Consider the following 25,369-nt stretch of genomic DNA (forward strand, 5'->3'; position numbering starts at 1 on the left):
TTTTTCCCCGAAGGGGGTGATTATGGATTTATGTCTTGCAGGGCCTTCTCGGCCGAATGAACCGACAGGTTGAAGGATTGCCAATCCCGGCTTGCGCGGCCCAGCTCATCGCAGCGGGAAACCAGCAGCCTCTTCATTGCCGCGTCTTCGTACCGGTTCCCGAACCGGACGAGGGTCGGAATGGCGTCCGCCGACAAATCGCTCAAATACTCGCGGTCGACCTTGCCCGTCTCCTCGAAACGCGCGATGTTGTTCTCGGCGATCAGCCGGTCCATGCCGACATAGTTCAGCAGCGTATAGGCGGCCAGGCTGAGAACGATAAAACATTTCGCCATCGGCACAAGTGAAGTGCGAATGCGCAGCCCCGCAATCAGCAGCAGGAACGCCAGATAGATCATGAACGCGTGAACGAGAAAACGGATGTACGTGTAACCGTACGCCTCTTCGTACATCGCCAGCCGGATGTAGGCCGAGTACAGCATGACGCCCGAGCAGACGACCAGAATGTACAGCAGGACGTTGACGAAGCTTTTCCTTGCTCCCGCGTACGCCAGGGAAACGGTCAGCAGACCGAAGTTGATCGCCGATACCGCCACCAGCTCGCCGAAGCCTCTGCGGGCGTATTCCGCGTAAGTCGTTCCGTCCGGCAGCAGGCCGTCCCAAGCCCCGAACAGGTAGGTGAACTGAATGACCACGAACAGCACGTAGACCGCGTTGACCGCCAGCAGCAGCGTCGTCAGCACAACGGCATCGATGCTTGGCTTGGAAGGCCGCGCTTCGTCCGCTTTCTCCGCGGATTTCTTGCGTCTCGGAGGCTTTGCGAAGCTCCAGAAATAGATCGCGAACAGAATGCCGAACACGATAATCCACAGCAGTCTTCCGAACAGCTCGCCCAGGGAGAAGCGGCTGATCCATCCCGGAATGCCGTTCAGCAGCCGATTAAACGCGCCGTCCGCCGAAGCCAGCAGGGGAATGACGATCAGCAGCAGCGGAGCCGCGATCAGCAGGCCGACGGCAACCTTGGTCGCGGTTTTCTGACGCTTGGTGTCCAGCCTTCTGAAGAGCGCGACCCGCAGCACCCGGAACACCCTCGGAATCTGGAGCAGGCTGCGTGGAATCAGATGGGCGAGCGCTTCTCCGACGATCCGGATGTCCCACCACGGGATTCGGTTCGAGCCGCGCAGCACGGCGAGATGGAGGAAAACCAGTCCGGGAATCGCCAGCAGATTAAGCACCCGAAAGATCGGATTGTCAAACAAGCCGTAAGTCAGAGACAGCAGCAGGATCACGGCGAGCAGAAACCAGCCGAAGCCCGTCGTCCCGGTCGGCCGGCTTTTCCAATCGTGGAACAGGTAAACGTATAGCAGCGCGATGAATATCGGGAACGAAAATCCCGGATTATGATCGAAAAACAAATATTGATGAACGGCGGCAAGCGCGAAGGCGCCGATCAGCGCAAGCAGGGAGCTCCCGAGCAGGGGTTTGCGAGATGCAGGCAAGACGATCCCTCCGTTTCCTTGTTTCTAATGCCTATTGTAGATGTTAAAATAGGAAGATAAATAGAAACTAATCGTTGGAAAATTTCCTATTTTATTGGCCGGATTAAAGGATTAGAATACGGGGAACGGAAAGGGGGACGGAGGATGAAGCTGCAACAACAATTTCTGCTGCTGCATTCCCGGTTCGGGAGCGCGGATCCGGTCTCGACGACGCTGGACGAGATCGCCAAGCTGCTCGACTGCACGCCGCGCAACGCGGCCAATATCGTGCGCTCGATGAGCCGAAACGGGTGGATCGCGTGGGAGTCGTCCCGCGGCAGAGGTCGTCGCTCGACGCTGAGCTTTCTGGCGCAGGCCGAAGACATCGCGGCGCAGGCGATGCTACAGGCGATCAACCGCAAGGACGTCGCGCGCGCGATCGGGCAGATCAAGATTCACCGGCACTCCGCCGCGCTGCAGGAGCATCTGCAGGGCCGGCTGCTCTCCTACTTCGGGCACCACGCCGAGACGAGCAAGGACCGGCAGATCGATACGCTGCGCATTCCGATCCGCCAGCCTCTCCATACGATCGATCCTCTGTATATGAATCTGCTGGCCGAATCCTTCGTCGCCAGCCATGTGTTCGACGGGCTGGTGCGCCGTTCGGACTCGGGGGACGACATCAAGCCGGGCATCGCCCACGCCTGGGACACGGACGAGAGCCGCACGATGTGGACGTTCTACTTGCGCAAGGAGGTGCTGTTCCACCACGGGAAAGTGCTGAACTCCGACGACGTCGTGTACACCTTCGAGCGGCTGATCCGCTCTCCGCGCAGGACGCTGTACAGCTTTATCTATAAGCAGATCAAGTCGGTACGGGCGCTTAATCCGACCGTCGTCCGCTTCGAGCTGGAGGAGCCGAACGAGCTGTTCCTGCCTTTTCTGTGCACGAGCCGGGCGGCGATCGTTCCGAAGGACCTGAACCAACTGGGGAGCTACCGCTTCGGCACGGAGCCGGTCGGCACGGGGCCGTTCAAGGTCGCGCAGATGAACGAGGCGGTGTGCGTGATGGAGGCGTTTGGGCCGTGTTTTCAGGGGCGGGCGCATCTTGACCGGGTGGAGATCGTGCACGTGCCATGGGCCGCCGAGGCGATGACGGGCGAAGCCGGCGGCGCGGGAGAAGGAGACGTCGCAGCGGATCGGGTATCCCCGTTCCACGTCATCCCGAACGCGGCCTCCGGGAGCTCCGGCTGGAGCCGGATCCATTCCGAGACGACCGTGCGCAAGTTCGTCACCTGCAACACGCAAAAAGCCGGACCGTTGACCGAGCCGGCGCTGCGGGAGCATTTGTTCGAAAGCTTGGTTGGAACCGGCGGGGGCGCCGGAGACCCGGGAGAGGCGGAGAAAGCGGAAAAAGCGTTGGCAAGCGCCCAGTTACCGCCGGCCGTATCCGGGCAAGTCCCGGTCCGCCTGCGGATCGCCACGATCCTGCCTTACCGGGACGACGCGGAAACGTTAGCCGGAGAGCTCGGCCGGTTCGGCTACGACTGCGAAGTGTCGGCCGTCTCTCCGGAGGAGTTCAAAGGCGCGATCCGGCTGGAATCGGATCTGATTCTGTTTTCGCTGCTGCGCGACCAGGACGAGGAGCTGCGGCTCTACGATCTGTACCGGACGATGGCCGAGCATGTCGACGCCCACACGCGCATCGACATCGAACAGCTGTTATCCCGCACGCTCAGGGAGCCCCGGCCGGAGATCCGGCTGCGAAGCCTGAACAAGATCGAATCGCTGCTCATCCGCGAGCGCCATCTGCACATCCTGTCCGAGAAGCCGCTGCCGACCGCCTACCTGCCCACCGTCCGCGGCGTCACCTTCAACTCCCAGGGCTGGGTCAACCTGCGCACGCTTTGGTTTCCTCCGGTCATGGCGGGGGAGTAGACAGTTTCTTCTTCGTTTGACCCCTTTTCTTTCTTTGACCCCTTCATTCTTCCCCAGAGAGGATAAAGGTGGTTGCAGGGTATAGATGTCTGAACGTATAATAAAACTATAGAAGGAGCCGTGCTGGACATACGACTCCTCCTGGCACAGTAGCCGCTTCAAAGGCGGTCGGCTTCAGGAAAAACGGGTATGAAAATAGACCGCATTCCTTTGCAGAGGGGGCGGTCTATTTCCGTGTTACAGACAGTATCGCAACGATCAGCAAACCAAAAGTAAGCATGATCATAAGTGGAGTTGGTCTCTATTATTCTCTGTAATGCCTTCTCTTTGTCTTTTAATTTCTTGTTGTATTGTTTCAATTTGTACGAGAACAAGTATAACAATACCGCTTTTTTTCCGAACTTCCCCTTTTCGTCGGAAGGCTTTTTAAGCTACGCCGAATTTCAGAATAAATACAGATTTTGTTGGAACAGTTTTGCAATAGAGTTATCGAAAAACGATTCCGATGCGATGCAGACCGATCTGAATTATATTAACAATATTGAAATCCTGTTTAGTCAGAACGAATCGGGCAGGAACAGATTTATAGAAGCAAAGGATTCTTTTATGAGTTGGTGGTACGGCAAAAAGTCGTTAGGTGCCCAGAGGACTTTGGGAATTCTGACTGACAATGCTATACCGGAGATTTGGGACACCTTCAAAAGGAATTATTCTATAATTGATTTACCTTCTTCGATTCGATATGATATTATTTTTGTTTTTACCGATCCGCCTGCTGGGGATTTCAAGCTTGACTCGCATCGATTTCATATTCAAAAGGTGGATGAACGTTCGTTCGATTATGATCGTATAGCCGAACGAATGTATAATAATCTGTTAGACCGCGGTATGTGAAGTGGTGAAATTACCTTACCTCATGGACGGGGATGGGGAACCTGTTCATTCCCTTTCGGGAGCCGCCCCTTCCTCCTCTTATTCCGGGCCACGATGTTCTACAAAATCGGTTATCTCCGCGCGAATAGCCCCGTTCCGGGCCGCGATGTTCTACAAAATCGATTATCTCCGCGCGAAAAGCCCCTTTCCGGGCCGCGATGTTCTACAAAATCGGTTATCTCCGCGCGAAAAGCCCCTTTCTGAGCCGCGATGTTCTACAAAATCGGTTATCTCCGCGCGAAGAACCCCTTTCCGGGCCGCAATGTTCTACAAAATCGGTTATCTCCGCGCGAAAAGTCCCTTTCTGAGCCGCGATGTTCTACGGGTTACTCATCGGCTATCGGCTATATGCTCTAGATCGTTCATCGCCGGCGTCACAATCTTTCCTTGCTCCATTTGCTGAATGGACTGCTTTAACCGTTTGAGGTTGGCCGGATTGTAGAATGGATCGGTTTGAGTCGTGATTTCAAAGGGAATTCCACCCTGACGCAACGATTGTCGAACAAAGATATTGAACGCAGTCGTCCTATTTAAACCTAACTCCGAAAAATGCGATTCCGCTTCTTTCTTCAGATCCTCGTCCATTCGAGTATTGATATTCACAAAGGAATACAAAGTGCGCACCATTCAGAAGTTAATGTCCGGCAAGCCGATCGTACAATTCCGGTCTCCGGTCATAGAAAGGAGCGACGGCGCCGCGAGCGCGGTTCTCGTGCAGCTGGTGGTAATTCAGCTCCACGAGAATCGTCGAATCGACGTTCTTCTTCCCCGTCTCCAGAATGCCGTCCGGGTCGAACGGGAAGTCGCACGGCGCGAAGGCGCCCGCCTGACAGTAGCCCGTATCGACCTGCGGACGGTCCTCGGACAGCGCCCCGACGAGTCCGCTCAGCACGACGAACACTTGATTCTCGACCGCGCGCGCCTGGGCGCAGAACCGTACCCGGTGATACCCGTACGCGCTGTCGGTGTAAGACGGGCACAGGATCGTCTCCACGCCCCGGAGCGCAGCGGCTCTCCCCAGCTCCGGGAATTCGATGTCGTAGCAGGTCAGAATCGCCATCTTGCCCCACTGCGTATCGAACACGTTTAAGCTCTCGCCCGGCACGAGCGGCCAGCGAATCTGCTCCTCCGGCGTGAGGTGGACTTTGCGCTGCCTCTCCAGCCTCCCGTCGGGGAAAAACAGAAACGCCTCGTTGACGTACTCCGCGCCCGAACCCGAAGCTTCCCTCCGACTCGAATTCGAGCTCGAAACCGGGACCGCTCCCGATTTTTTCCCCGTACTCGCTTCGTCGCTCCCTTCGTCCCCGATTCCAGCGCCCGTACGGGCGCCCTCTTCCCACGTCCTGTCCGCCCGGCAGATATGCGTCCCCGCCAAAATCGCGATCCCCGCCTCGCCGCTCAGCTCGCGAAAAAACCGCTCGTATTGTTCGGACTGCCCGTCCAGGTAGGCGCAAGCCTCATCGTGCAGCATCTGCGGCCTCAGGCTGAGCAGATGCGCCGTCACGTATTCGGGGAACAAGATCATCTCCGCTCCCTCGGCGGCCGCTTTCCGGACTTTGTCCGCGATGCCGGCCCAGAACTGCTCTTCGGACGTAATGTCCTTCAACCCGTATTGGGTCGTGGCGATGGTCAGCTTTTTCATGGATGCTCTTGGATGCTCCTTTGCGGGTCTATGTTCGAATTTTCAAGGAATAGAGGTCCGTCCTGCGATCCTGGAACGACAGCGTGTCCTGCGACTTCCGGTATCGTTCCAGCACTTCCATGTCGACTTCGGCCATGATGACCGTCTCCGTGTTCTCGCTGCATTCCCCGGCGATTCCGTCCCGCGGGAACGAGAAGTCCGCCGGCGCGTAGATGCCCGATTGGGCGTACTGGATGTCCACGTTGTCCACATGCGTCAGATTCCCGACCGTCCCCGCCGTCACGACGAACGCCTGGTTCTCGATCGCCCGGGCTTGCGCGCAATATTTGACCTTCAGGAACGTCTGCCTGTCCTCTGTGCAGAAAGGCACGAAAATAATCTGCGCCCCCTGCTCGGCCATGATCCGGGAAAGCTCCGGATACTCGATGTCGCCGCTGAGCTGGATGGACACCTTGCCGCAATCCGTATTGAATACGCCGATGGAGGACCCTCCGTTAATGCCCCACCATTTGCGCTCGTTCGGGGAGATGTGCAGCTTGTACTGCTGTTCAATCGTGCCATCCCGGCGAAACAGATGCGCGACGTTGTACATCCGGTTGTTGTTCTCGATAAAATGCGAACCGCCGACGATGTTGACGTTGTACTTGACCGCCAGATCGGAGAACAGCTCCATGTATTGAGACGTAAACGTGCTCAGCTTGCGGATCGCCAGGCTCGGAGACCGCTCCTCCAGGAAGGAGAGCAGCTGCATGGTGAAGTTTTCCGGAAAGACGGCGAAGTCGGATTTATAGTCCGAGGCCACGTCCACGTAGTGCTCGCATTGGGTCGCGAACTCTTCGAAAGAATCGATCTTCTTCATCATGTACTGGACGACGCAGATGCGGACCGGGAACGACATCTTATAGTGCAGCTTGTCGATGCTCGGCTTGTATTCGATATTGTTCCATTCCAGCAGCGCGGCATAGTTCTTGGAATCGGCGTCGTCGGACAAGTAGCCGGTAATGATCCGCTTCAGCGTAAATCCGTTCATCATCTGGAACGTCAGCACCGGATCGTAGATGTTCTGCTGCAGCACCTCTTCGGCGTACTCCTTGGGCGTCATGCGGTCGCTGTAATGGTGGTAGCCGGGAATGCGCCCGCCGACGATGATGCTCTTCAGGTTCAGATGCTCGGCCAGCCGCTTGCGCGCCTCATAGAGCCTTCTGCCGATCTTCATGCGCCTGTAGTCGGGGTGCACCATAACCTCCATCCCGTACAGGTTGCCCCCGCGCGGATTATGATTGCGAATATAGCCCTTGTCCGTAATCTCGGTATACGTATGCTGCTCGAAATAATCGTCGAAGTTCACGATCAGGCTGGAACAGGAGCCGATGATCTCTCCGTCGAGCTCGACGCAGATTTGCCCCTCCGGAAAAATGCGCACGTGACTCTCCAGCTGCTCCGGCAGCCAAGGCGACATATTCGGAAAACAGCTGCTCTGAAGCTCGATGATTTTGGCGAAGTCCCGGCGCTCGATAGTACGGATAATGACCTTTTTCTCGAATTGAGAGAGTGGATCGGTTGCCATGAGGTTGTGCCTCCAAATCGAACGTTTGCCTCTATTGTACCATGACATCGCCGCTCATATAATCCGGCCCCTTCGCGATTTTGCACTTTGTTTGACGAATGGCCACTACCTTTGTCGTGCCCGCAGGGGGACGGAAACGAATCTCGAATAGGGTAAAAAAGAATGCCGCGATTGGAGTGAATGGTGATGCGCAACCTGAAAACGAAAGAGGCCGCGGAACGGCTCGGCGTCAGCCAGACGACCGTCAAACGCTGGGCTTCCCATTATCCCGCATCCTTCCGCAAAGACCCGTTGGGACACTATGTGTTCTCCCAACGCGAGTTCGGCCTGCTGCAGTCGATTCAAGCCGAGATCGAACGAGGCCGTACGCTGGAACAGATCGTCCTGCCCGCCGCGTCGACTCCGGACGAGCCGGCGAGCCGGCCGGCCGACGAAGCCGCCGCGGAGCGCCGGAGAGAGCTGCAGCTGCGCCTCTGCGAGATCGAGCGCTCTCTCGACCAGAAAGCCGACGAGGTCGTCTCCGTGCAGGTGCGCCAGCACCGCGACGAGCTGGACGAGCTGCGCCGCGTCGTCGCCCAGCTGGCCGCCGCCGTCGAGACGTTGGAGAGCCGGGCGACGGCGATGGTCGAGACGGCGAAGAACGAGGAGATTCGCCTGCCGACCGCCCAGCCCCTCGCCCTGCCGGAGCGAAAAAGAAAGCTGTTCCGCACCTTCTTCTGACCGGAAACGTTAAGACCGGGCCTCCGACAAAAAGATTTAAAATCCTTGTCGAATTCCTCTAACTTTTTCCCCGCTCTTACGTCTAATAGGATAACCAAAGAGAACGGATTGCAAAATCGGTCCGGGCGGTCGGGGATGGGGATCCCGGCCGCGCGGATTCTCCCCAGGCGCCTCTCTTTTCTGGTTGGGAAGAGGAGATTTGGAGGATAAGGCTATGCGGGGAAAACGAAATCGATTCGGGCGGGCCGTACTCGGCGCGCTTGGTATTGCGATGCTGTCGGCGGCGCTGACCGGGTGTTCTCTGATCCGGGAATGGCAGCTCGTCGGCATGACGGGAGGCGGTTCGGCCGATGCGGCGACGAGCTTTCCCGTCGAGGAATCCGATGTGGAGACGGCTGTGCACGCGGACGCCGGTCCGAATGACGGGCTGCCGGACGCGAAGACGACCGACCTGCCTCCGACGCAGGCAGTCAAGCCTCCTCCGACTCCCGGGAAGCCGAAGGAAGAGGTCAAGCCGCGACATCTCGTCGCTTTGACCTTCGACGACGGTCCGGACAACAAGTACACGGAGCAAATTCTGGATGTTCTGAAGGAATACGACGTCCAAGCAACCTTCTTCCTCGTGGGCACCCAGGTCAAGAAATATCCGGACATGGCCAAGCGCATTGTCGAGGAAGGCCATGCCATCGGCAACCATACGTGGTCCCACGGCGATCTGACGAAGCTGTCGGTCGAGCAAAGGGCCGAACAGATCGACAAAGCCCGGCAAATCATCGAGCAAGCGACCGGCGTGACTCCGCGCTTGATGCGTGCCCCTTACGGCGCGCTGTCCGAGGACGTGCTGGCGACGATTCACGACGACGAGATGAAGCATGTCGCCTGGACCGTGGATACGAGAGATTGGGCGGGCAGTTCCGTAGCGGACATGTACAAGAACGTCATGGCCAACACCCGTGACGGCGGAATTATTCTGATGCATTCCTTCGGCGGACGCAAGAACGCGCTTGAGCATACGGTCAAGCTGCTGCCGAAGATTATCGAAGACTTGAGAGCCAAAGGCTATGAGCTCGTCACTGTGGAAGAGATGATCGATTCCGGCGAATACAAAGCCTCGGTAATTAAATAATAGCGCAAGGAGCCGTCCCAAGGTCGACGCAGACTGACCTGCAGGGCGGCTCCTTTGCGCTATTTTCCGTACACGTATACCCGCGTCCGATACAGGTCTCCGCACGTGACGACCCGCTCCGGCCGCCAATCCGGAATCGCGAAGCATACGCTGACGACGCGGGCGCCGGGGGCGAGCTGCTCCTTCAGCAGCGGAGCGAGACGCTTCATCGCGCCCGGATACAGATAACAGACGACGGCTCGCGCTTCCCGGTAGGAGACGCTGTAGATATTCCCCTTGCGGAACGATACGGATGATGACTCTCCGAACGCGCGCGCCTTCCGCCGCTTCCCGAAGACCAGCCAAGCCGCGAGCCTGGACACGGCCAGCGGCAGCGGCGAATTCTCCACGCCTTCTATCGTCCAGCCTTCGCAGTTCTTTCCGAGATGGATGCCGAGCGTCCCCCATCCGGCCCCCGCTTCCACGAGCAGCCCTTTGCTTTCCAGACGATTGATCTCCCCGGCTACGGCCTTTCGCACCAGGGCCGACGACGGCATCGGCGAGATGCCGTTCCGCCAGCTTGTCCACACAATGGAGCAGGCGGCCAGAAGGGCCGCTGCCGCCACGGCAAGCGAGATCGCCGCATTTACGCTTAATTCCATAGGGCCTCCTTGCGCTCGTCCATTCGTCGATAACGTTACCTTACACGCCTTCGCGATTTCGCGCAAGAACACCGGGCCCTCTCGCTCCTTCTACCTCGTATGCGGCTTTAATGGCCTCCACGTCCGTTTCGCTCGGCAATCCCTCCGGAAGGAAGATGCCGGCATTGTTGACCAGAATGTCCAGCCTCCCGAACTTGGACGCGATGCGCTCCCTGGCAAGGTCAACCGTTTCCTGGACGGTTACGTCCAGCTCGACGGCATGGGCCTCGATTCCTTCGGCGGCAAGCTTGTCCGCCGCTTGCCCGCCCTTGCCGCCGTTCCTGGCTCCTACGATTATCGTGATTCCGCGCTCTCCCAGCTGCCGGCATATTTCGAACCCGATGCCTTGATTGCCGCCGGTCACGAGCGCGATTCTTGCATGGTCCATCGTTCCCCATCTCTCCCTTGCCCTGAAATGATGCCGCCTCCCCATTATATTTTCAGTTTTTCAACGTTTATAGTGATTGCGGTCATGACTTCGGTCATATAAAAAATGACATCGCTCATAGAACCAACCGCAAACGAAGCTGCCGCCCGCGCCCCCGCAGACTTCGCGACCCGTCCGACGGGCGCGCAGCACAACCGAACGATTGCCTCTTTACATTGACGTTGGGACAACGTTTAGAATAGAAGCGGAAGGAGGGAATCGGCGTGAACATTAAAGAGGCGGCCGACAGGCTGGGCATTACGCCGCGGGCTATTCGCTTTTACGAGAAAAAAGGGCTGCTGTCGCCCGCCAAGCAGGAGTCCAACCGTTATCGCTCGTTCTCGGATCAGGATATCTGGCGGCTGCAGACGATCGTGTCGCTGCGCGAAGCCGGCATGTCGTTGTCCGACATCAAGCTGGCGCTTGAAAAATGGGAGGTCGACGGCATGGGGGAGCTTCAGTATTATTTGGAGCTTCAGAGGTCGATCCTGATGTCCGAATGGCTGCAGCTGCGGCAAATTCTCGACATGACCGATCGCATGATCGGGCTGCTGAAGGACGAACGCGGGCTGCCGATCGAGCATATTTTCGGCCTGGCTGCCGCTTCGAAACGGCTCAGGGAGCAGCGCGGAAATTGGCAGGACCGCTGGAACTTCAACCGCTTGGCGCCGACCCATGACGAACGGGTAGCCGCCGGATCGGGGAATTACGCGGATTACGCGGAAGCGCTGGAGAAAATCGTCCGGCTGGTCGTCCCGGCAAAAGGAGAGCGCGGGCTTGACATCGGAACGGGAACGGGCAATCTGGCGGGCAAATTTCTGGAACGGGGATGCGTCATGTCCGGGGTCGACCAGTCCCGCGAGATGCTCCGGCTGTGCCAGACGAAGCATCCGGGCATGGAGACGAGGCTCGGCAACTTCCTTGCGCTCCCCTATTTGCGAGAGCAGTTCGACTTCGTCGTCTCCAGCTTCGCGTTCCATCATCTGTCCGGAGACCAGCAGCGGCTGGCGCTGGAGGAGATGGACCGAGTGCTGAAGCCGTCGGGGCGCGTCGCCATCGCCGATCTGATGGTCCCCGCGGCGGACGACGAGGCCCACGCGGGTTTTCCCTCCGCCAGCAGCCTGGTCCGTTGGTTTCTGGAACACGGATATACCGCCGAACTCCGCCGTCTGAACGAACGCCTGCACATTCTATATGCCCGCAAGGAGGAATGAAAGATGCCGAATCACGAAGCCATCTACGCAAATGAAGCCGCGCAATACGATGAATTGATTGCCAGACAGCCGAGTCTGCTGCCCGTGATCGAGGAGCTTGTCTCCGTTCGGGGATTGGATATCGTCGATATGGGAGCGGGAACGGGAAGATTGTCGGCCGTGCTCGCCCCCGCTGCCGGCTCCCTGGTCGCCATGGATGCCGCGGAGGCGATGCTCCGCCTAACGGCCGAACGGCTGCGGGAGACGGGGCTCGATCACTGGTCCGTCCGGGTCGCCGATCATCGCGAGCTCCCGCTGCCCGACGCCAGCGCCGACCTGGTCGTCTCGGGCTGGAGCGTCTGTTATCTCGCCGCCGCCAACGTCCCGCAGTGGGAGCGCAACCTGGAGCGGGTCATGGGCGAGGTCGAGCGCGTCCTTCGCCCGGGCGGCACGGCGATCTTGTTCGAGACGATGGGCACCGGCTGCGAAACGCCGTCCCCGCCGGATTTCCTGCTTCCGTACTATCGCCAGCTGACGGAACGCTACGGTTTCGCTCATCGCTGGATTCGCGCCGACTATGAATTCGACAACGCCGAACAGGCGGAACGGCTGACACGCTTCTTCTTCGGGGACGAGCTGGGAGACCGGGTCGCCGCCGGCAGGCTTGTCCGCGTGCCCGAATGCGCCGGCGTCTGGTGGCGGAAGCGCCCGGGCGGAGGCTAAATCATTCTCTCCAGCGCGATCGACCCTTCCGCGCTCAGATCGATATATTGTCCGTCCACCTCGACGACGGGGCGGACGGGATCGGCGGCGCTCGCCATCACAATCCTGCCCTCGCGCCCGTCCGTCAGCACGACCCGGTTGCCGATCAGCATATCCATGATCCGCTTCAGGAACGCGAGCGTGATTCCCGGTTCGAGCGATCCGTAGACGTTGTCCGCCAGCTCCTTCAGCACCTGACAGAGCGGGAGCGGACTTTTGTATACCCGTTTGGACATCATCGCATGGAACACGTCGGCCACGGCGACGATTTTGCTGAACTGATCGATCCCGTCTCCTTTGAGCCCCAGCGGATAACCGCTGCCGTCCTCGCGTTCGTGATGCTGCAGCGCTACGTAAGCGTGACGATCGGGCACCCCCTCCGAGCGTTTCAGAATTTCATAGCCGAACACCGTATGCTCCTTCACGATGCGGAACTCTTCTTCCGTCAATCTTCCGGGCTTGTTCAGAATGGCTCCGGGAACTTTGGATTTGCCGATGTCGTGAAGGAAACCCGCGATCGTCAGCTCCGTCAGCTGCGCCTCGTCGAATCCCTTGACCTTGCCGATCAGCCTCGACAAGAGCGCCACGGCTACGCTGTGGCGATAGACATATTCGTCATAGGTTTCCAGATAACGAAAGGTCTGGTTCAGATCCGGATGATTGCTAAGCTCCAGAATCAGCGGAACCACCTTGTCGCGAACCCGCGCGAACGGGATTCGGTCGGTCTGCTTCGCGAATTCGAACAGCTCCCGCACTTCCCGGATCGCGGACTCGATCAGATAAACGATCGACACCGCCTCCACGTCCTGCTCGCACAGGGTAACGCCTTGTCTCGCGAGCAGCCGAATATCGCGATCCGTCAGCACGCGCGAGACGGGAACGATCAACGTTCCGCTCTCGTTGTAGATGTTGCGGTTGACTCTTTTTCCGATGTAGGCCTTCATTTGACTCCCCAGCATGTTTATCCCACCATCTGCTTATCTTTAGGTTTGCCTCGCGTCATCCGATCCGTTATGTCTCTTCAAAGCCGGAATGTCGAACACCGTCTGCCCGATCGGTTCGAAAATATCCTTGCAATACCTTCCGACGCACACCCGCCCGGAATACATCTTCTCCACCTGCACTTTGCGCCTGGCCTTAAGCACCGATATCGCTCCGGTCTGGCCTCCGACGGTGATCGCCCGGATGCTGTCGCCGGCGTCGAGCCGCGATCCGCGGCAGATCGCCTGAGTCGCGAGGAACACGATGTTCCGGGCCGAGTACAGCTCGCAGAGCAGCACGCCGTCCCGATGAATGACGATGTCGCCGTTGGATTTCAGCTCGCTTCCCTGACATTGGTTGATGCTGATCTCCACCTGCTCCTCCTGCATTCGCGCCACCTCTCCGTGGGTGTCCTGCAGCAGCGCGAGAAAGCCTTGCACGAACTCCCGGGTCGCCGACTCGATCAGCTGCGTCGGCTTCGTGAAGATTTCCGAAATCTCTTTCAGCTTCTCGTATTCCGTCTGCCGAATGTTGCGTATGTTCGAGATGACGGATTGCAGCTCCTTGATCGCCGGAAGAATGTCCTTCATCTTCGTCTCCAGCAGCAGCTGCACGATCTGGCCGAAGCGGACCGGCTGACGCTTCGCTTCAAGCGCGCCCTCCAGCAGCCTGGACGCCTCGAGCAGCTTCTCGATCGAATCGCACAGCTGCTTCGACGTATGGTAGAGGCGATTGAACAGCACGCCGAAGTAACCCGAATACAGCCGGCTCGAAATGACGTTGCCCCGTACGTTAATGCTGCCCGTCGCCGTAATCGTGGAATTGAACACATTCCCGTATACATAGACGTTGCCCAGCGACTCGACGATCATATTGTCGGTAACGTCCCCGCAGACGATCACGTCTCCGGAGAAAACGATGTTGCCCGTCGAGATGTCCACGTTGCCCGATACGACGTACGAGGTCGAGACGTCGAACGTCTTGATTTTCCCGCCCGTAATTCGGGGCCGTCCCTGCTTGCGCGCGATCACCTGGCCTTCCGGAGTGAGCTCCACGTTCGGCTTGGCCAGAATAAACAAGTCCTTGGGAGGCGTCGGCAGCGTCACGTTGCCCAGAACGTCGTACCCGGCGGTGCCGTCCACCATCGGAATTTTGCGGGCCATCAGATCGCCCTTCTGCACGGTCGGAATCCGCAGGTGATTGCGGAAATCGATCGCGCCCTCGACCTCGAAAAACTCGCTCCGCACCTGCTGGTCGAAGTAAATTTCCAGCCTGGCGTCTTCCCCATCCGCGGGAGCTTTGCCGCTGGCCACGACGATCGGCTCGAACGTGGGCCGGAGCAGCTCCTGCTGGATGGCGGCGAACTCGATCCGCGATTTGATCGACATCGCCTCCAGCTTCGCCACCACGTCGGCGAGCTGGACGGTCTTCAGCACGATGCTCTCGTCGTCCTCCGCCCGGACGGTCACCCTCCGCTCGGGGCCGTCGTCGACAATTCTGGCCGCGTATCGCTCCGTCGCGAACAGCCGCAGATAAGCAAACAGCTTGTCCTCCGAGACGGTAATCTCGAACAGCGGCTGCTCTTCCACTTTCCAGACGATTTTGTCCGAGGCCCGTACGGGAGCTTCCCATACGACTTCCTCGTCGTTAACGAACAGCCGGACGGGGCTCATCGGATAAATGACAGCGTATTCTCCGCCGGCAGCGGGGTCCTGAACGTAGATTTGCTGGTTGCGAATCCGTATCGTTCCGTCCCGCGCGGGGCCCTGCCCGTTCCCGTCCGGCTCGCCGGACACCGACAAGGCGTCATCGTCCGCTTCCCTGCCTTCGCTGTCGATGTCCAATTGATGGATCAGCTTCTTCAGCTCGGCTTCGGATATTTGCCTCTTCAAGCTCAACACCTCTCGACAACAAAAAAGACACCTCCCGAATGGGAAGGTGCCTTAACGCTCCATTCGGCGGCCTGGCAGCCATTGAACTGGGGAGTTCTTTAGGCCCATAGCTTTGCGTCCCCTTCTTTCGAAGGGTTTGCCTTTTCGTGTGTGCGTCTCCTCGATGTATATTTAACTAGAACAAATGAATATCTCCGCCTATTTACGTCACGCTTCGATATCAATTATAAGTCTATAGTCGCAACAATTTCAAGAGATTTATCGCGTGCCGGCCTATTCCAGCTTCACGACCCACCCGAACGGATCCTCGATCGCGCCTCTTTGGATGCCGGTCATGAAGTCGTACACTCTGGCCGACAGAGGCCCCGTCCGTCCCCCGTTCAGCGTCAGCTTGTCGCCCTGCCAGTTCAGTTCCCCGATCGGAGAAATGACGGCGGCCGTTCCGGTGCCGAACGCTTCCTCCAATGTCCCTTTCCGATACGCCTCGACCAGCTCGTCGATCGAAATCGTTCTCTCCTCGACTTCCACGCCCCAATGCTTCAGCACCTGGATAACGGAATCCCGCGTAACGCCGTCCAGAATGCTTCCGTTCAGCGCCGGCGTGACGACCTTGCCGGCGACTTTGAAGAAGACGTTCATGCTGCCGACCTCTTCGATATATTTGCGGTGCACGCCGTCCAGCCAGAGCACTTGGGAATAGCCTTTGCCGGAGGCTTCCTCCTGAGCTTTAAGTCCCGCCGCATAGTTGCCGCCGGTCTTGGCGTTCCCCACCCCGCCGGTAACCGCGCGCACATATTCCGACTCCACGTAGATGGTGACCGGGTTGATGCCTTCCGCGTAATACGAGCCTACCGGGGACAGAATGATCATGAAATAGTAGCTTTCCGACGGGGATACGCCCAGCGTCGCCTGCGTCGAGACGACGAAGGGACGAATGTACAGCGACGTGCCTTCGTCGGTCGGAATCCAGTCCTCGTCGACCTTGAGCAGCTGCTTCAGAGCGGCCATCGCCAGATCCTCGTCGATCGGCGGAATGCTCAGACGGGCGTTGGAGCGGTTAAGCCGCTGCAGATTTTTGAAGGGACGGAAGAGCAGCACCGGTCCTCCCGGCGTCTTGTAAGCCTTCATGCCCTCGAAGACGGTCTGGCCGTAATGGAACACCTTGGCGGCCGGGTCCAGCGAGATCGGCTGATAAGGAACGACGCGGGGATCGTGCCATCCTTGGCCCGAATTGTACTCCATAATAAACATGTGGTCCGTAAAATGCTTGCCGAAAACGAGCGTCGAAGCGTCCGGCTTCGCCTTGGATGCGGTCGTCCGTTCTACCGGGATTGCGTGTGCCATGTCCGAATAGTCTCCTCCTTGATTGAACGCGCTTTATAATTGAATGATACCAGAGTGCGATGTATATTGATAATATCTGTTTTATCGGTGATGCATACCTTTAGAGTATGGGAGGAATCGAGATGGACATGCGGCAGCTCCGGTATTTTCTGGCGATCGCGCACGAGGGTCAGATTACCCGCGCGGCCAAGCAGCTGAACATGGAACAGCCCCCGCTCAGCCGCCAGCTCAAGCTGATCGAGCAGGAGCTCGGCGTCGTGCTGTTCGACCGCAACGGCAAGCGGCTGCAGCTCACCCAGGCGGGCGAAATGTTAAGGGACAGAGCGCTGGTCCTGATGAAGCAATTCGAGGATACGATAACCTACGTGCAGGAGCTGGGAGAAGGCGTGCAGGGCGTTCTGTCAATCGGAGCCGTCGTCTCCTGCGTCTCCCTGCTCCCTCCTGTTCTGCGCAAATTTACCGAGAAATATCCGCAGGTGACCTTCAAAATCCAGGAAGGAGACCACTTCCTGCTCGGAGAGCTGCTGGAGAACCGCGATCTCGAATTTATCGTCACCCGTCTCCCGTTCCAATCCGATTTTCAGTCGCAGCATTATTCCGTTCTCCCGCTGCCCTCCGACCCGTTCGTCGCCCTGCTTCCGAGCGAATGGTGTCCTCCCGGCCAACGTGCGATGACGATGGAGGAGCTGGCGGGCTTCCCTTTTCTAACCTTGAAAACGGACCGGACCACGGGGATGCACCTGCAGGTGTTCCACGAATTCAAGCGATTCGGCCTGGAGCCCCGGATCGTCAGCGAGTGCTCCAGCGTGGCCATCGCCATTTCGCTCGTCGCCGCCGGAATCGGCGCGGCCGTCCTGCCGAATTCGGTCATGCGCTCGTTCGCGCCCCCGAGCATTGCGAAAGTCGCGATCGCGGACGCCCATTTCCACAGCGAGATCGGCGTAGTGTGGCTCCGCGACCGCCATCTCTCGAAGAGCGCGAGGCATTTGATGGAAATGCTGGTGGAGCAGATCTGATCGGCAAGCGCAGAGAAAGGATGCCCCGACCTTCCCGGTCTGGCGGACACCCCCTCTAGCGCTTCGTTTATTTGGCTACGAATTGCTGCGTCCAGCAAGGCTGGCCGTTATTCGCGGTATACCCGACGCCCATATGCGTATAGGACGAATTCATAATATTGGCGCGGTGTCCCGGCGAATCCATCCAGGCCTGGACGACCTGCTGGGGCGTCGGCTGCCCTTTGGCGATATTTTCTCCCGCGGACTGGTACTGCACGCCGAAATTGCGCATCATGGCGAACGGATCTCCGTAAGTCGGGGAAGTGTGCGAGAAGTAATTGTTTTTCGCCATGTCTTCCGACTTGGCTCTCGCCGAGCGGTTCAAGCTCGTGTAATCGCCGGAGAACGGCTGCAGTCCGGCCTTCTGACGCTCCGCGTTGGTCAGGTTCAGCACGTCGAGCTCGTAACCGGTCATCGATTCGTTGGAAGGGATCGTCACTTCCTTGTCGTTCGGAAGCGGTTCGTTCACCCCGCCCCCCGGGGAGCCCGTCCCGTTCTGAGGGTCGGCCGTCCGGCCTCGATCGGGATTCTGCGCCTCTTGGCCCTGCCCGCCCGGAGCCGGGTTTCCTCCGCCGTACCCGCCGCCAATGAGCCTGGACAAGTCGGGATTCTCCCGCAGAAGATCTCCGATGCTCACATGGTAACGATCGGCGATCTCCTGTGCCGACTCGTTGTTCTTCACGACGTATTTGTTGCCCGGAACCTCCGTATCGGTCGCGCTCACCTGAAGCTTCGTCTGCTTCCTGGCCTGCTGCTTCATCTGCTGCTGCTTTCCTTCGGAAGCGTGGTTGCCGCATGCGGCGAGCAGGGCGATGCATACGAGGATAACCCATCTTTTCATCCCGATTAAGACCTCCTTTATATCGCTTGTCCCTTTTACGGTTCCCGAAGCGCGGGCAAACCATCCGACCGCTTTTTCTGTTGACCAAACAAACATTATAACGTTATATTGTCTATGACGACTTTACTTCCAAACAGAAATCGGGTGATCGCTTTGCAGAGGCTGGTATGGCGAAATCTCAGACGGCCGGACGAATCGCTGGTCGATATTGCCGTGGAGAACGGCATCATCGCGGAGATTTCGCCGGCTGGAACGCGCGGGGAGCCCGGAGAAGGGACCGACTGCGAAGGTCGGCTGTACGTCTCGAGCGGCTGGATCGACCTGCACGTCCATGCCTTCCCGGAATTCGAGCCTTACGGCGACGAGATCGACGAGATCGGCGTCAAACAGGGTGTCGCCGTCGTCGTGGATGCCGGGAGCTGCGGAGCCGACCGGATCGGAGAGCTGCTCTCCGCCGGGAAGAACGCCGCTACCCGTCTGTTCGCGTTCCTGAACATTTCGCGAATCGGCTTATCCAGAATCGACGAGCTGTCAAGGCTGGAATGGATCGATCCGGCTCTGGCCGCCCGCGCCGCTTCCGAGCATCCGGACTCTATCGTCGGCTTTAAGGCGAGAATCAGCCGCAGCGTCGTCGGGAGCAGCGGACTGATCCCGTTGCAGATGGCGCGCAAGCTGTCCGACGATACGGGATTGCCGCTCATGGTGCACATCGGCTCGGGACCGCCGGACATTCGGGAGATCGTTCCCCTCCTGTCGGACGGGGACGTCCTTACGCATTGTTTTCACGGGAAGAAGAACGGACTGTTCGACGAAGCCGGACAGCCGCTCGGCGTGCTGCGGGACGCGCTGAAGCGGGGCGTGCGTCTGGACGTCGGGCACGGCACGGCCAGCTTCTCGTTCCGGACGGCCGAGGCCGCAGGAAGAGCCGGAATTCGTCCGCATACGATCAGCACCGATATCTATCGCGGCAATCGGAGCAACGGGCCGGTCTACAGTCTGGCGAACGTGATGACGAAATTCCTTCATTTGGGCTATTCGCTGGAGGAGGTGGTCTCCTCCGTCACGGATCGCGCCGCGAGCTGGCTCGGGAAGCCCGAGCTGGGGAGAATCCGGGTCGGCGATCCGGCGAATCTGACTCTGTTCTCGATCGAGAACGGCCGAACGACGCTGATCGATTCCGAAGGAGAAGAGCGAATCGCGCATACGAGAATCGAACCAAGAGGAGTGGTGACAGGTGGGCAGTTCCTTAAATGCGAAGTACGGACTTAAAAGAGTCATTAACGCCAGCGGGCGAATGAGCATTCTCGGCGTATCCGCGCCGACCGACACGGTGATGGAGGCGATGAAGCGCGGCGGCCAGCAGTATGTGGAGATCGCCGATCTCGTCGACAAAGCCGGGGACTATATTGCGGGCCTGCTCGGCTCCGAAGCGGCCGTCGTCGTCAACTCGGCCTCCAGCGGCATCGCGCTGTCCGTCGCCGCTCTCGTGACGAAGGGCAACCGCCGTTTAAGCGAGCAGCTGCACCGGGAACCGATCGCCGCCAACGAAATTATTATGCTGAAAGGCCACAACGTGCAGTACGGCGCTCCGGTCGAGACGATGGTGTATTTGGGCGGAGGCAGGGTGATCGAGGCCGGGTATGCCAACGAAGGCAAGCCGCATCATATCGAGGAGGCGATCGGTCCGAATACCGCGGCCATTCTGTACGTGAAATCGCACCACTGCGTGCAAAAAAACATGATCTCCGCGGAGGAGGCCTGGGAGGTCGCGCAGCGCCGCGGCGTTCCGCTGATCGTGGACGCGGCGGCCGAGGAGGATCTGCAGAGGTACGTCCGCTGCTCGGATCTGGCCATCTACAGCGGCTCCAAGGCGATCGAAGGCCCGACCTCCGGCATCGTGGCCGGCAAGCGCGAATACGTCGAATGGCTGAAGACGCAGCTGCACGGCATCGGCCGAAGCATGAAGGTCGGCAAGGAGTCGACGTTCGGGCTGCTGCAGGCGCTGGACGAATACGCGGACCGGAAAGACAATAGCGAGCGGGAGAAAGCGGCGCTGCAAGCGCTGATGCCGCTAAACGACGTTTCGGGCGTGCAGGTGTCGATCGTGCAGGACGAGGCCGGACGGAAAATTTACCGCGCGCGCGTGAAGATCGATCCCGCCGCGTCGGGAATGAGCGCCGAACAGGTTGCCGCGGGATTGCAAGGCGGCGACATTGCCGTCTACACCCGGGATTACGGCGTAAAGCAGGGTTACTTCGATATCGATCCCCGCCCGCTTCAAGGCGACGATATCGAAGTGATCGCATCGAAAATTCGCGCTCTTGCGGGAGGACGCTAACATGATGAACTTATCCAGGCGCTTGTACAAAAACCGTGTCGCGCTGAACGTCTTGGCCAAAGATATCGAAAATGCCAAGGAGGTGTTCGAGGCGGCTGAAGGACACGTTCTCGTCGGCGTTCTGTCCAAAGCTTATCCGAACGCGGAAGAGGCGGCCGCCGCGATGAAGCGTTACGGCGAGGCGATCGACGACGCCGTATCGATCGGTCTCGGCGCGGGCGACAATCGTCAAGCGGCCGTCGTCGCGGAGATCGCCAGGAGCTATCCGGGCAGCCACATCAACCAGGTGTTTCCGGCCGTAGCGGCGACCCGGGCCAATCTCGCCGGGCGCGAGAGCTGGATTAACGCGCTTGTCTCGCCGACCGGGCGGCCGGGCTTCGTCGACCTCTCCACCGGGCCGTTCAGCGCCGCTCATACGGAGCATGCGATCGTGCCGGTAAAGGCCGCAATCGCTCTCGTGCGGGATATGGGCGGCAACGCGCTCAAATATTTTCCGATGAAAGGGCTAAGCCGGGCGGACGAACTGCAAGCCGTCGCCCTCGCTTGCGGAGAGGAAGGCTTTGCTCTGGAGCCGACCGGCGGCATCGAGATGGACAACTTCGAGCGGGTGCTGCAAATCTGCCTGGATGCCGGAGTGCCGCAAGTGATTCCGCACGTCTACTCCTCGATTATCGACAAGGAGACGGGCAGGACGAACGCCGCCGACGTGAAGAAGCTGCTGTCCATCGTGAAAAAGTTGACGGAGCAGGCCAATGGGTAAACGGGTCGCGGCTTTCGGGGAAGTGATGATGCGCCTGCAGGCGCCGGGATACGATCTGCTGTCCCAGGCAAGCACGCTCGGCTATTCGTTCTCGGGTACGGGCGTGAACGTGATCTCGGCGCTGGCCCGCTTCGGACACGACGGCTATCTGGTCACCCGTCTGCCGGACAATCCGCTGGGCGACGCTGCGGCGGCGAATCTGCGCAAGCTGGGCATCGCCCAGCGACTCGTCGTTCGAGGCGGCAGCTCTATCGGCATGTATTTTCTGGAGAACGGCTTCGGCGCGCGCCCGAGCCGCGTCACCTACACGAACCGGCTGGAGAGCAGCTTTAACACCGCTCCCGAGGACGCCTACGACTTCGACGGGATTGCCGAACAGCTGGATGCCGTCCACTTCTGCGGCATTACGCTGGCGATGAACGACATGACGAGAAGCCATATGCTGCGCTTCGCGGAGGCGATGAAGGCTCGTGGCGGCCTCGTCGCGTTCGATTGCAATTACCGCCCCTCCCTCTGGGGCGAGGACGGGTACGGCAGAGCCAAGCCTTACTACGAGCAAATGCTGAAGCTGGCCGATATCGTGATGCTGAACGAGAAGGACGCGCTGCATATCCTCGGGATGCCCGCCAGAAGAACGACGCGGGAGGAACAGCTGGAGGAACTGGTGCCGGAGGTGGCCAGCCGATATGGCATCTCCGCGGCGGCGGGAACGCATCGCTCCGTGAACGGGGACAACACGCATGGTCTGCGCGGCTACTTGTACAAGGACGGAAGCTTCCGCTATTCCGATACGCTGACCTTCGCCGTTTATGATAGAATTGGGGCTGGAGACGCCTACGCGAGCGGCATTCTGCACGGCGAGCTGTCCGGCTTCGAGCCGGAGCGGACGGTCCGTTACGCGGCCGCCGCGGCCATGCTGGCGCATACGACCGCAGGCGATACGCCGATGGCCTCGGAGCGCGAAATCGTGCGGGCCATGACGCAAACGTCGGGCGACGTAGAGAGGTAGGATTCATTCGCGATGACCTTATCCCGGAACCGGAAGCCGCTTTACCTGCAAATTAAAAACAGAATCAAAGACCGCATCCTGCACGGCGTCTATCCGCTCGGAGAGCTTATTCCGTCGGAGCCGCAGCTGGAGCGGGAATTCAAGGTCAGCAAAATTACGGTCAGGAACGCGGTTCAGGAGCTCGTTCAGGAGGGTTACCTGGAGAAGGGCAGCGGCAGAGGCACGAGGGTGCTGCGCAACACGGCCACCTCCAAGCTGTCGAAGCAGAAGAGCTTCACCGAAATTCTCGTCGAGGACGGCCACCGCATTCGCAAGCGGCTGCTTCGGGCGGAGACAATCCGCCCCGAAGCGGGCAGCGAGCCGTTTCGTCTGTTCGGGGAGCGGTGCGTATGCATCGAACGCCTGTATTACCTGGACGACGCGCCCTATATCCATTACACGCATTATTTGACCCCGCGCATGGGCGACGCGGCGGCCTTCGACTTCGGCGAGCAGTCGCTGTACGGCTTGCTGGAGGAGCAGGAGATCGTGCTGGCGCATTTCCGCGACCATTTCGAAATCGCCCCTGCGACCGCCCGCGTCGCCGGGCTGCTGGAGCTGGAGCCGGGCGCGCACCTGCTGCGGCGCTCGCGCTATTCCCGCGAGCCGTCCGGCGACGTCGCCGAATACAGCGTCGGCTGCTACAATACGGCGCTTCAGCCGTATCTCGTCAATTACGAGGCTTGATTCCGGGCGGCCTTCATTCCTTCACGCCCCCCAGCTGCAAGCCGGAGACAAAATGCCGCTGCAGGAACGGGTATACGAACAGAATCGGCACGGATGCCACAATCGTGATGGCGGCCCGCATCGACAGCGGAGTAATCATCGTCGCGGTGTCCTTGGCCGCCGTCGACGACAGGCTCGGGTTGGCATTGGAGTTCACCGTCGAAGACAGCATCTTCATGAGCTCGTATTGCAGCGTGCTGAGCTCCTGTCTCGACGAGGCGAAGATGAACGTGTCAAACCACGAGTTCCACTGCCCGACAGCCGTAAACAGGGAGATCGTCGCCAGCACGGGCATGCACAGAGGCAGGATGATGCTCATGAATACCCGGAAATCGCTCGCCCCGTCTATCTTGGCCGATTCGATCAGGCTCTCCGGCAGCGTGCGAATGTAAGTGCGGACGACGAGCATATTAAACGCGCTGATCAGGCCCGCTCCGGCTCCCGGAAACAGAATATAGACGAGAAACGTGTTTAACAGATTCAAATCCTTAATCAGAAAATACGAAGGAATAAGGCCGGCGCTGAAGTACATCGTGAGCACGAAAATGAGCGTCACCGGCTTGCGGAAGATATACTCCTTGCGGCTGATCGTATACGCCAGCATGGCCGTCAGGAACACGCTGGATACGGTGCCGAGCACGGTCCGGGCGACGGACACCCAGAATGCGTGGTACACCTTCCCGCTTGCGAAGACCGCATCGTAGTTTTTGAAGGTCCACTCTCGCGGCCACACGTAGATACCGCCTCGCGTCGTGTCGACGCCGGAATTGAAGGAGATCGCCAGCGTGTTAAGGAACGGGTACAGCGTGACGGTCGCGACGAAAAGCATGATCAGAACGTTAAACGTATGGAACAGGAACGGCTCCGTCTTGAATTTTCCGATGGCCGTTTGCATGCGGAGCCCCCCTTAGATCAGTCGTTCTTCGCCAAGGCGCTTGGCGATGAGATTGGCGCAGTAGAGTAGGATGATGCTGACAACCGTCTTGAATATGCCGGCCGCGACGCCGAGCGAGTAGTTCCCGAGTCTGAGGCCGTATTTCAGAACGAAAATATCGATCGTCTCCGACCAGTCGAGCACTTGTCCGTTGCCGAGAAAATACTGAATATCGAAGCCGCCGCCGTTCAGAATCCAGCCGACGTTCATGATGAGCAGAATGACGATAACCGGCCTGATGCCGGGCAGCGTAATGTTCCATATTTTGCGGTAGCGCCCCGCCCCGTCTACTTCCGCCGCTTCGTACAACGACGGGTCCACGGATGCGATGGCAGCCAAGTAAATAATCGTGTTCCACCCGACTTCCTTCCAGACGTTGGTCAGCCCCACAATCCCCCAGAAATACTTGCCCTCGCCCAACCATAGAATCGGCTCTTTGATGAGATGGAGCTTCACCAGAACGATGTTCACGATGCCGCCTTCGGTGGACAAAGACATGGAGACGAGTCCGGTTACGATAACCCAGGACAGGAAGTGCGGAAGATAGGAGATGGTCTGGATCAATCTCTTGAAGCCCGTTTTTTTGATTTCGTTCAGCAGCAGCGCCAGGCCGATCGCCGTGGCAAACCCCAGGATGAGCGAGATGAAGCTCATCGCGATCGTATTGCGAAGAACCCGCGTAAAGCCTTCATCCAGGAACAGAAACCGGAATTGATCCAGTCCGACCCACGTCTGATCGGTGATGGAGAAACCCGGCTTGTAGTTCTGGAATGCCATCAACCAGCCCCAGATGGGAGCGTAAGCAAAAAGAATGACGTAGAACAACATCGGGAAGGACATAAAAACAAGCTGCCGTTGGCGGATCAAGCGGTTCCAGAAAGATTCGATCCGCCGTACCGGCCGAGGTGCGATATCAACCATAGGGACCGTATGCTGCGGCATCGGTTCCGCCTCCTGTCTCTAACGAGCGGAAGGCCGGAACAT

Annotated in this window: 24 protein-coding genes and 1 riboswitch; of the genes, 12 read left to right on the plus strand and 12 right to left on the minus strand. The window is 59.0% G+C overall.

The features are described from left to right. Positions 1 to 20 precede the first annotated feature (20 nt). Complete coding sequence (locus tag ACFFT4_RS07360; RefSeq protein WP_378046330.1) at positions 21 to 1,499, minus strand: DUF4153 domain-containing protein; 1,479 nt, start codon at positions 1,497 to 1,499, stop codon at positions 21 to 23. A gap of 144 nt (positions 1,500 to 1,643) precedes the next feature. On the opposite strand from ACFFT4_RS07360, the gene ACFFT4_RS07365 reads away from it, so the two are divergent. Both ACFFT4_RS07365 and ACFFT4_RS07370 read left to right on the plus strand, forming a co-directional pair. Continuing rightward, positions 1,644 to 3,416, plus strand: coding sequence for an ABC transporter substrate-binding protein (locus ACFFT4_RS07365; RefSeq protein WP_378046332.1), 1,773 nt, complete (start codon positions 1,644 to 1,646; stop codon positions 3,414 to 3,416). A 510-nt stretch (positions 3,417 to 3,926) separates the two neighbouring features. Next, positions 3,927 to 4,310 (plus strand): hypothetical protein, encoded by a 384-nt coding sequence (locus ACFFT4_RS07370; protein WP_378046334.1) that lies wholly within the window; start codon positions 3,927 to 3,929, stop codon positions 4,308 to 4,310. Between the two features lie 369 nt (positions 4,311 to 4,679). Here ACFFT4_RS07370 and ACFFT4_RS07375 read toward each other — a convergent pair whose 3' ends face one another. Genes ACFFT4_RS07375 through ACFFT4_RS07385 form a run of 3 tightly spaced genes read right to left on the minus strand, consistent with a single transcriptional unit; the run spans position 4,680 to position 7,558 of the window. Then, on the minus strand, positions 4,680 to 4,976 hold the full coding sequence (locus ACFFT4_RS07375; RefSeq protein ID WP_378046336.1) for a type II toxin-antitoxin system RelB/DinJ family antitoxin: 297 nt from the start codon (positions 4,974 to 4,976) through the stop codon (positions 4,680 to 4,682). A 7-nt stretch (positions 4,977 to 4,983) separates the two neighbouring features. Next, positions 4,984 to 5,991 (minus strand): nitrilase-related carbon-nitrogen hydrolase, encoded by a 1,008-nt coding sequence (locus ACFFT4_RS07380; protein WP_378046338.1) that lies wholly within the window; start codon positions 5,989 to 5,991, stop codon positions 4,984 to 4,986. Positions 5,992 to 6,019: 28 nt separating this feature from the next. After that, positions 6,020 to 7,558 carry a GNAT family N-acetyltransferase gene (locus ACFFT4_RS07385; protein WP_378046340.1) on the minus strand — a complete coding sequence of 513 codons (1,539 nt, stop codon included), beginning with the start codon at positions 7,556 to 7,558 and terminating at the stop codon, positions 6,020 to 6,022. A gap of 186 nt (positions 7,559 to 7,744) precedes the next feature. Between ACFFT4_RS07385 and ACFFT4_RS07390 the strand changes: the two genes are divergently transcribed. Both ACFFT4_RS07390 and ACFFT4_RS07395 read left to right on the plus strand, forming a co-directional pair. Continuing rightward, positions 7,745 to 8,278, plus strand: a complete 534-nt coding sequence (locus ACFFT4_RS07390; RefSeq protein WP_378046341.1) for a MerR family transcriptional regulator — start codon at positions 7,745 to 7,747, stop codon at positions 8,276 to 8,278. A 214-nt stretch (positions 8,279 to 8,492) separates the two neighbouring features. Next, a complete protein-coding gene (locus ACFFT4_RS07395; RefSeq protein WP_378046343.1) occupies positions 8,493 to 9,404 on the plus strand; it encodes a polysaccharide deacetylase family protein in 912 nt (303 codons plus the stop codon). A gap of 59 nt (positions 9,405 to 9,463) precedes the next feature. On the opposite strand, the gene ACFFT4_RS07400 is transcribed toward ACFFT4_RS07395, so the two are convergent. Together ACFFT4_RS07400 and ACFFT4_RS07405 are read right to left on the minus strand one after the other, a co-directional pair. Beyond that, positions 9,464 to 10,045: a class I SAM-dependent methyltransferase gene (locus ACFFT4_RS07400; RefSeq protein WP_378046344.1), complete on the minus strand. Its 582-nt coding sequence runs from the start codon at positions 10,043 to 10,045 to the stop codon at positions 9,464 to 9,466. Positions 10,046 to 10,085: 40 nt separating this feature from the next. Beyond that, complete coding sequence (locus ACFFT4_RS07405; protein ID WP_378046346.1) at positions 10,086 to 10,472, minus strand: SDR family NAD(P)-dependent oxidoreductase; 387 nt, start codon at positions 10,470 to 10,472, stop codon at positions 10,086 to 10,088. 263 nt (positions 10,473 to 10,735) lie between these two features. On the opposite strand from ACFFT4_RS07405, the gene ACFFT4_RS07410 reads away from it, so the two are divergent. Next, a complete protein-coding gene (locus ACFFT4_RS07410) occupies positions 10,736 to 11,725 on the plus strand; it encodes a MerR family transcriptional regulator (protein ID WP_378046347.1) in 990 nt (329 codons plus the stop codon). Between the two features lie 3 nt (positions 11,726 to 11,728). Continuing rightward, positions 11,729 to 12,427 (plus strand): class I SAM-dependent methyltransferase, encoded by a 699-nt coding sequence (locus tag ACFFT4_RS07415; RefSeq protein ID WP_378046348.1) that lies wholly within the window; start codon positions 11,729 to 11,731, stop codon positions 12,425 to 12,427. On the opposite strand, the gene ACFFT4_RS07420 is transcribed toward ACFFT4_RS07415, so the two are convergent. From ACFFT4_RS07420 to ACFFT4_RS07430, 3 genes are all read right to left on the minus strand, one after another. Next, positions 12,424 to 13,425, minus strand: coding sequence for an HD-GYP domain-containing protein (locus ACFFT4_RS07420; RefSeq protein ID WP_378046350.1), 1,002 nt, complete (start codon positions 13,423 to 13,425; stop codon positions 12,424 to 12,426). The two genes, ACFFT4_RS07415 and ACFFT4_RS07420, sit on opposite strands and share 4 nt — an antisense overlap. Positions 13,426 to 13,449: 24 nt before the next feature. Next, on the minus strand, positions 13,450 to 15,339 hold the full coding sequence (locus tag ACFFT4_RS07425) for a flagellar assembly protein A (RefSeq protein ID WP_378046352.1): 1,890 nt from the start codon (positions 15,337 to 15,339) through the stop codon (positions 13,450 to 13,452). A 62-nt stretch (positions 15,340 to 15,401) separates the two neighbouring features. Next, positions 15,402 to 15,490: riboswitch (cyclic di-GMP riboswitch) on the minus strand. A gap of 122 nt (positions 15,491 to 15,612) precedes the next feature. Next, positions 15,613 to 16,683 carry a branched-chain amino acid aminotransferase gene (locus ACFFT4_RS07430; RefSeq protein ID WP_378046354.1) on the minus strand — a complete coding sequence of 357 codons (1,071 nt, stop codon included), beginning with the start codon at positions 16,681 to 16,683 and terminating at the stop codon, positions 15,613 to 15,615. Positions 16,684 to 16,805: 122 nt separating this feature from the next. Here ACFFT4_RS07430 and ACFFT4_RS07435 point away from each other — a divergent pair, with 122 nt between their 5' ends. After that, entirely contained in the window at positions 16,806 to 17,699 is an 894-nt protein-coding gene (locus tag ACFFT4_RS07435) for a LysR family transcriptional regulator (RefSeq protein ID WP_378046356.1), read from the plus strand. 67 nt (positions 17,700 to 17,766) lie between these two features. Here ACFFT4_RS07435 and ACFFT4_RS07440 read toward each other — a convergent pair whose 3' ends face one another. Then, positions 17,767 to 18,579 (minus strand): CAP domain-containing protein, encoded by an 813-nt coding sequence (locus ACFFT4_RS07440; RefSeq protein WP_378046358.1) that lies wholly within the window; start codon positions 18,577 to 18,579, stop codon positions 17,767 to 17,769. A gap of 114 nt (positions 18,580 to 18,693) precedes the next feature. Here ACFFT4_RS07440 and ACFFT4_RS07445 point away from each other — a divergent pair, with 114 nt between their 5' ends. The 5 genes from ACFFT4_RS07445 to ACFFT4_RS07465 are packed head-to-tail and all read left to right on the plus strand — an operon-like array spanning position 18,694 to position 23,412. Next, positions 18,694 to 19,848: an amidohydrolase/deacetylase family metallohydrolase gene (locus ACFFT4_RS07445; RefSeq protein WP_378046360.1), complete on the plus strand. Its 1,155-nt coding sequence runs from the start codon at positions 18,694 to 18,696 to the stop codon at positions 19,846 to 19,848. Then, positions 19,814 to 20,917 carry a DgaE family pyridoxal phosphate-dependent ammonia lyase gene (locus ACFFT4_RS07450; RefSeq protein WP_378046362.1) on the plus strand — a complete coding sequence of 368 codons (1,104 nt, stop codon included), beginning with the start codon at positions 19,814 to 19,816 and terminating at the stop codon, positions 20,915 to 20,917. The genes ACFFT4_RS07445 and ACFFT4_RS07450 overlap by 35 nt, the downstream gene beginning before the upstream one ends. A gap of 1 nt (position 20,918) precedes the next feature. After that, positions 20,919 to 21,677 (plus strand): 2-dehydro-3-deoxy-phosphogluconate aldolase, encoded by a 759-nt coding sequence (gene dagF, locus ACFFT4_RS07455; protein ID WP_378046364.1) that lies wholly within the window; start codon positions 20,919 to 20,921, stop codon positions 21,675 to 21,677. After that, on the plus strand, positions 21,670 to 22,686 hold the full coding sequence (locus ACFFT4_RS07460; RefSeq protein ID WP_378046366.1) for a sugar kinase: 1,017 nt from the start codon (positions 21,670 to 21,672) through the stop codon (positions 22,684 to 22,686). The genes dagF and ACFFT4_RS07460 overlap by 8 nt, the downstream gene beginning before the upstream one ends. 12 nt (positions 22,687 to 22,698) lie before the next feature. Further along, positions 22,699 to 23,412, plus strand: a complete 714-nt coding sequence (locus ACFFT4_RS07465) for a GntR family transcriptional regulator (protein ID WP_378046368.1) — start codon at positions 22,699 to 22,701, stop codon at positions 23,410 to 23,412. 13 nt (positions 23,413 to 23,425) lie between these two features. Here ACFFT4_RS07465 and ACFFT4_RS07470 read toward each other — a convergent pair whose 3' ends face one another. Further along, entirely contained in the window at positions 23,426 to 24,346 is a 921-nt protein-coding gene (locus ACFFT4_RS07470) for a carbohydrate ABC transporter permease (RefSeq protein ID WP_378046370.1), read from the minus strand. Positions 24,347 to 24,358: 12 nt separating this feature from the next. After that, positions 24,359 to 25,306, minus strand: coding sequence for an ABC transporter permease (locus ACFFT4_RS07475; RefSeq protein WP_378046448.1), 948 nt, complete (start codon positions 25,304 to 25,306; stop codon positions 24,359 to 24,361). Positions 25,307 to 25,369: the final 63 nt, after the last annotated feature.

It is taken from the genome of Cohnella cellulosilytica, from assembly GCF_042431195.1.
GTDB classification, from domain to species: domain Bacteria; phylum Bacillota; class Bacilli; order Paenibacillales; family Paenibacillaceae; genus Cohnella; species Cohnella cellulosilytica.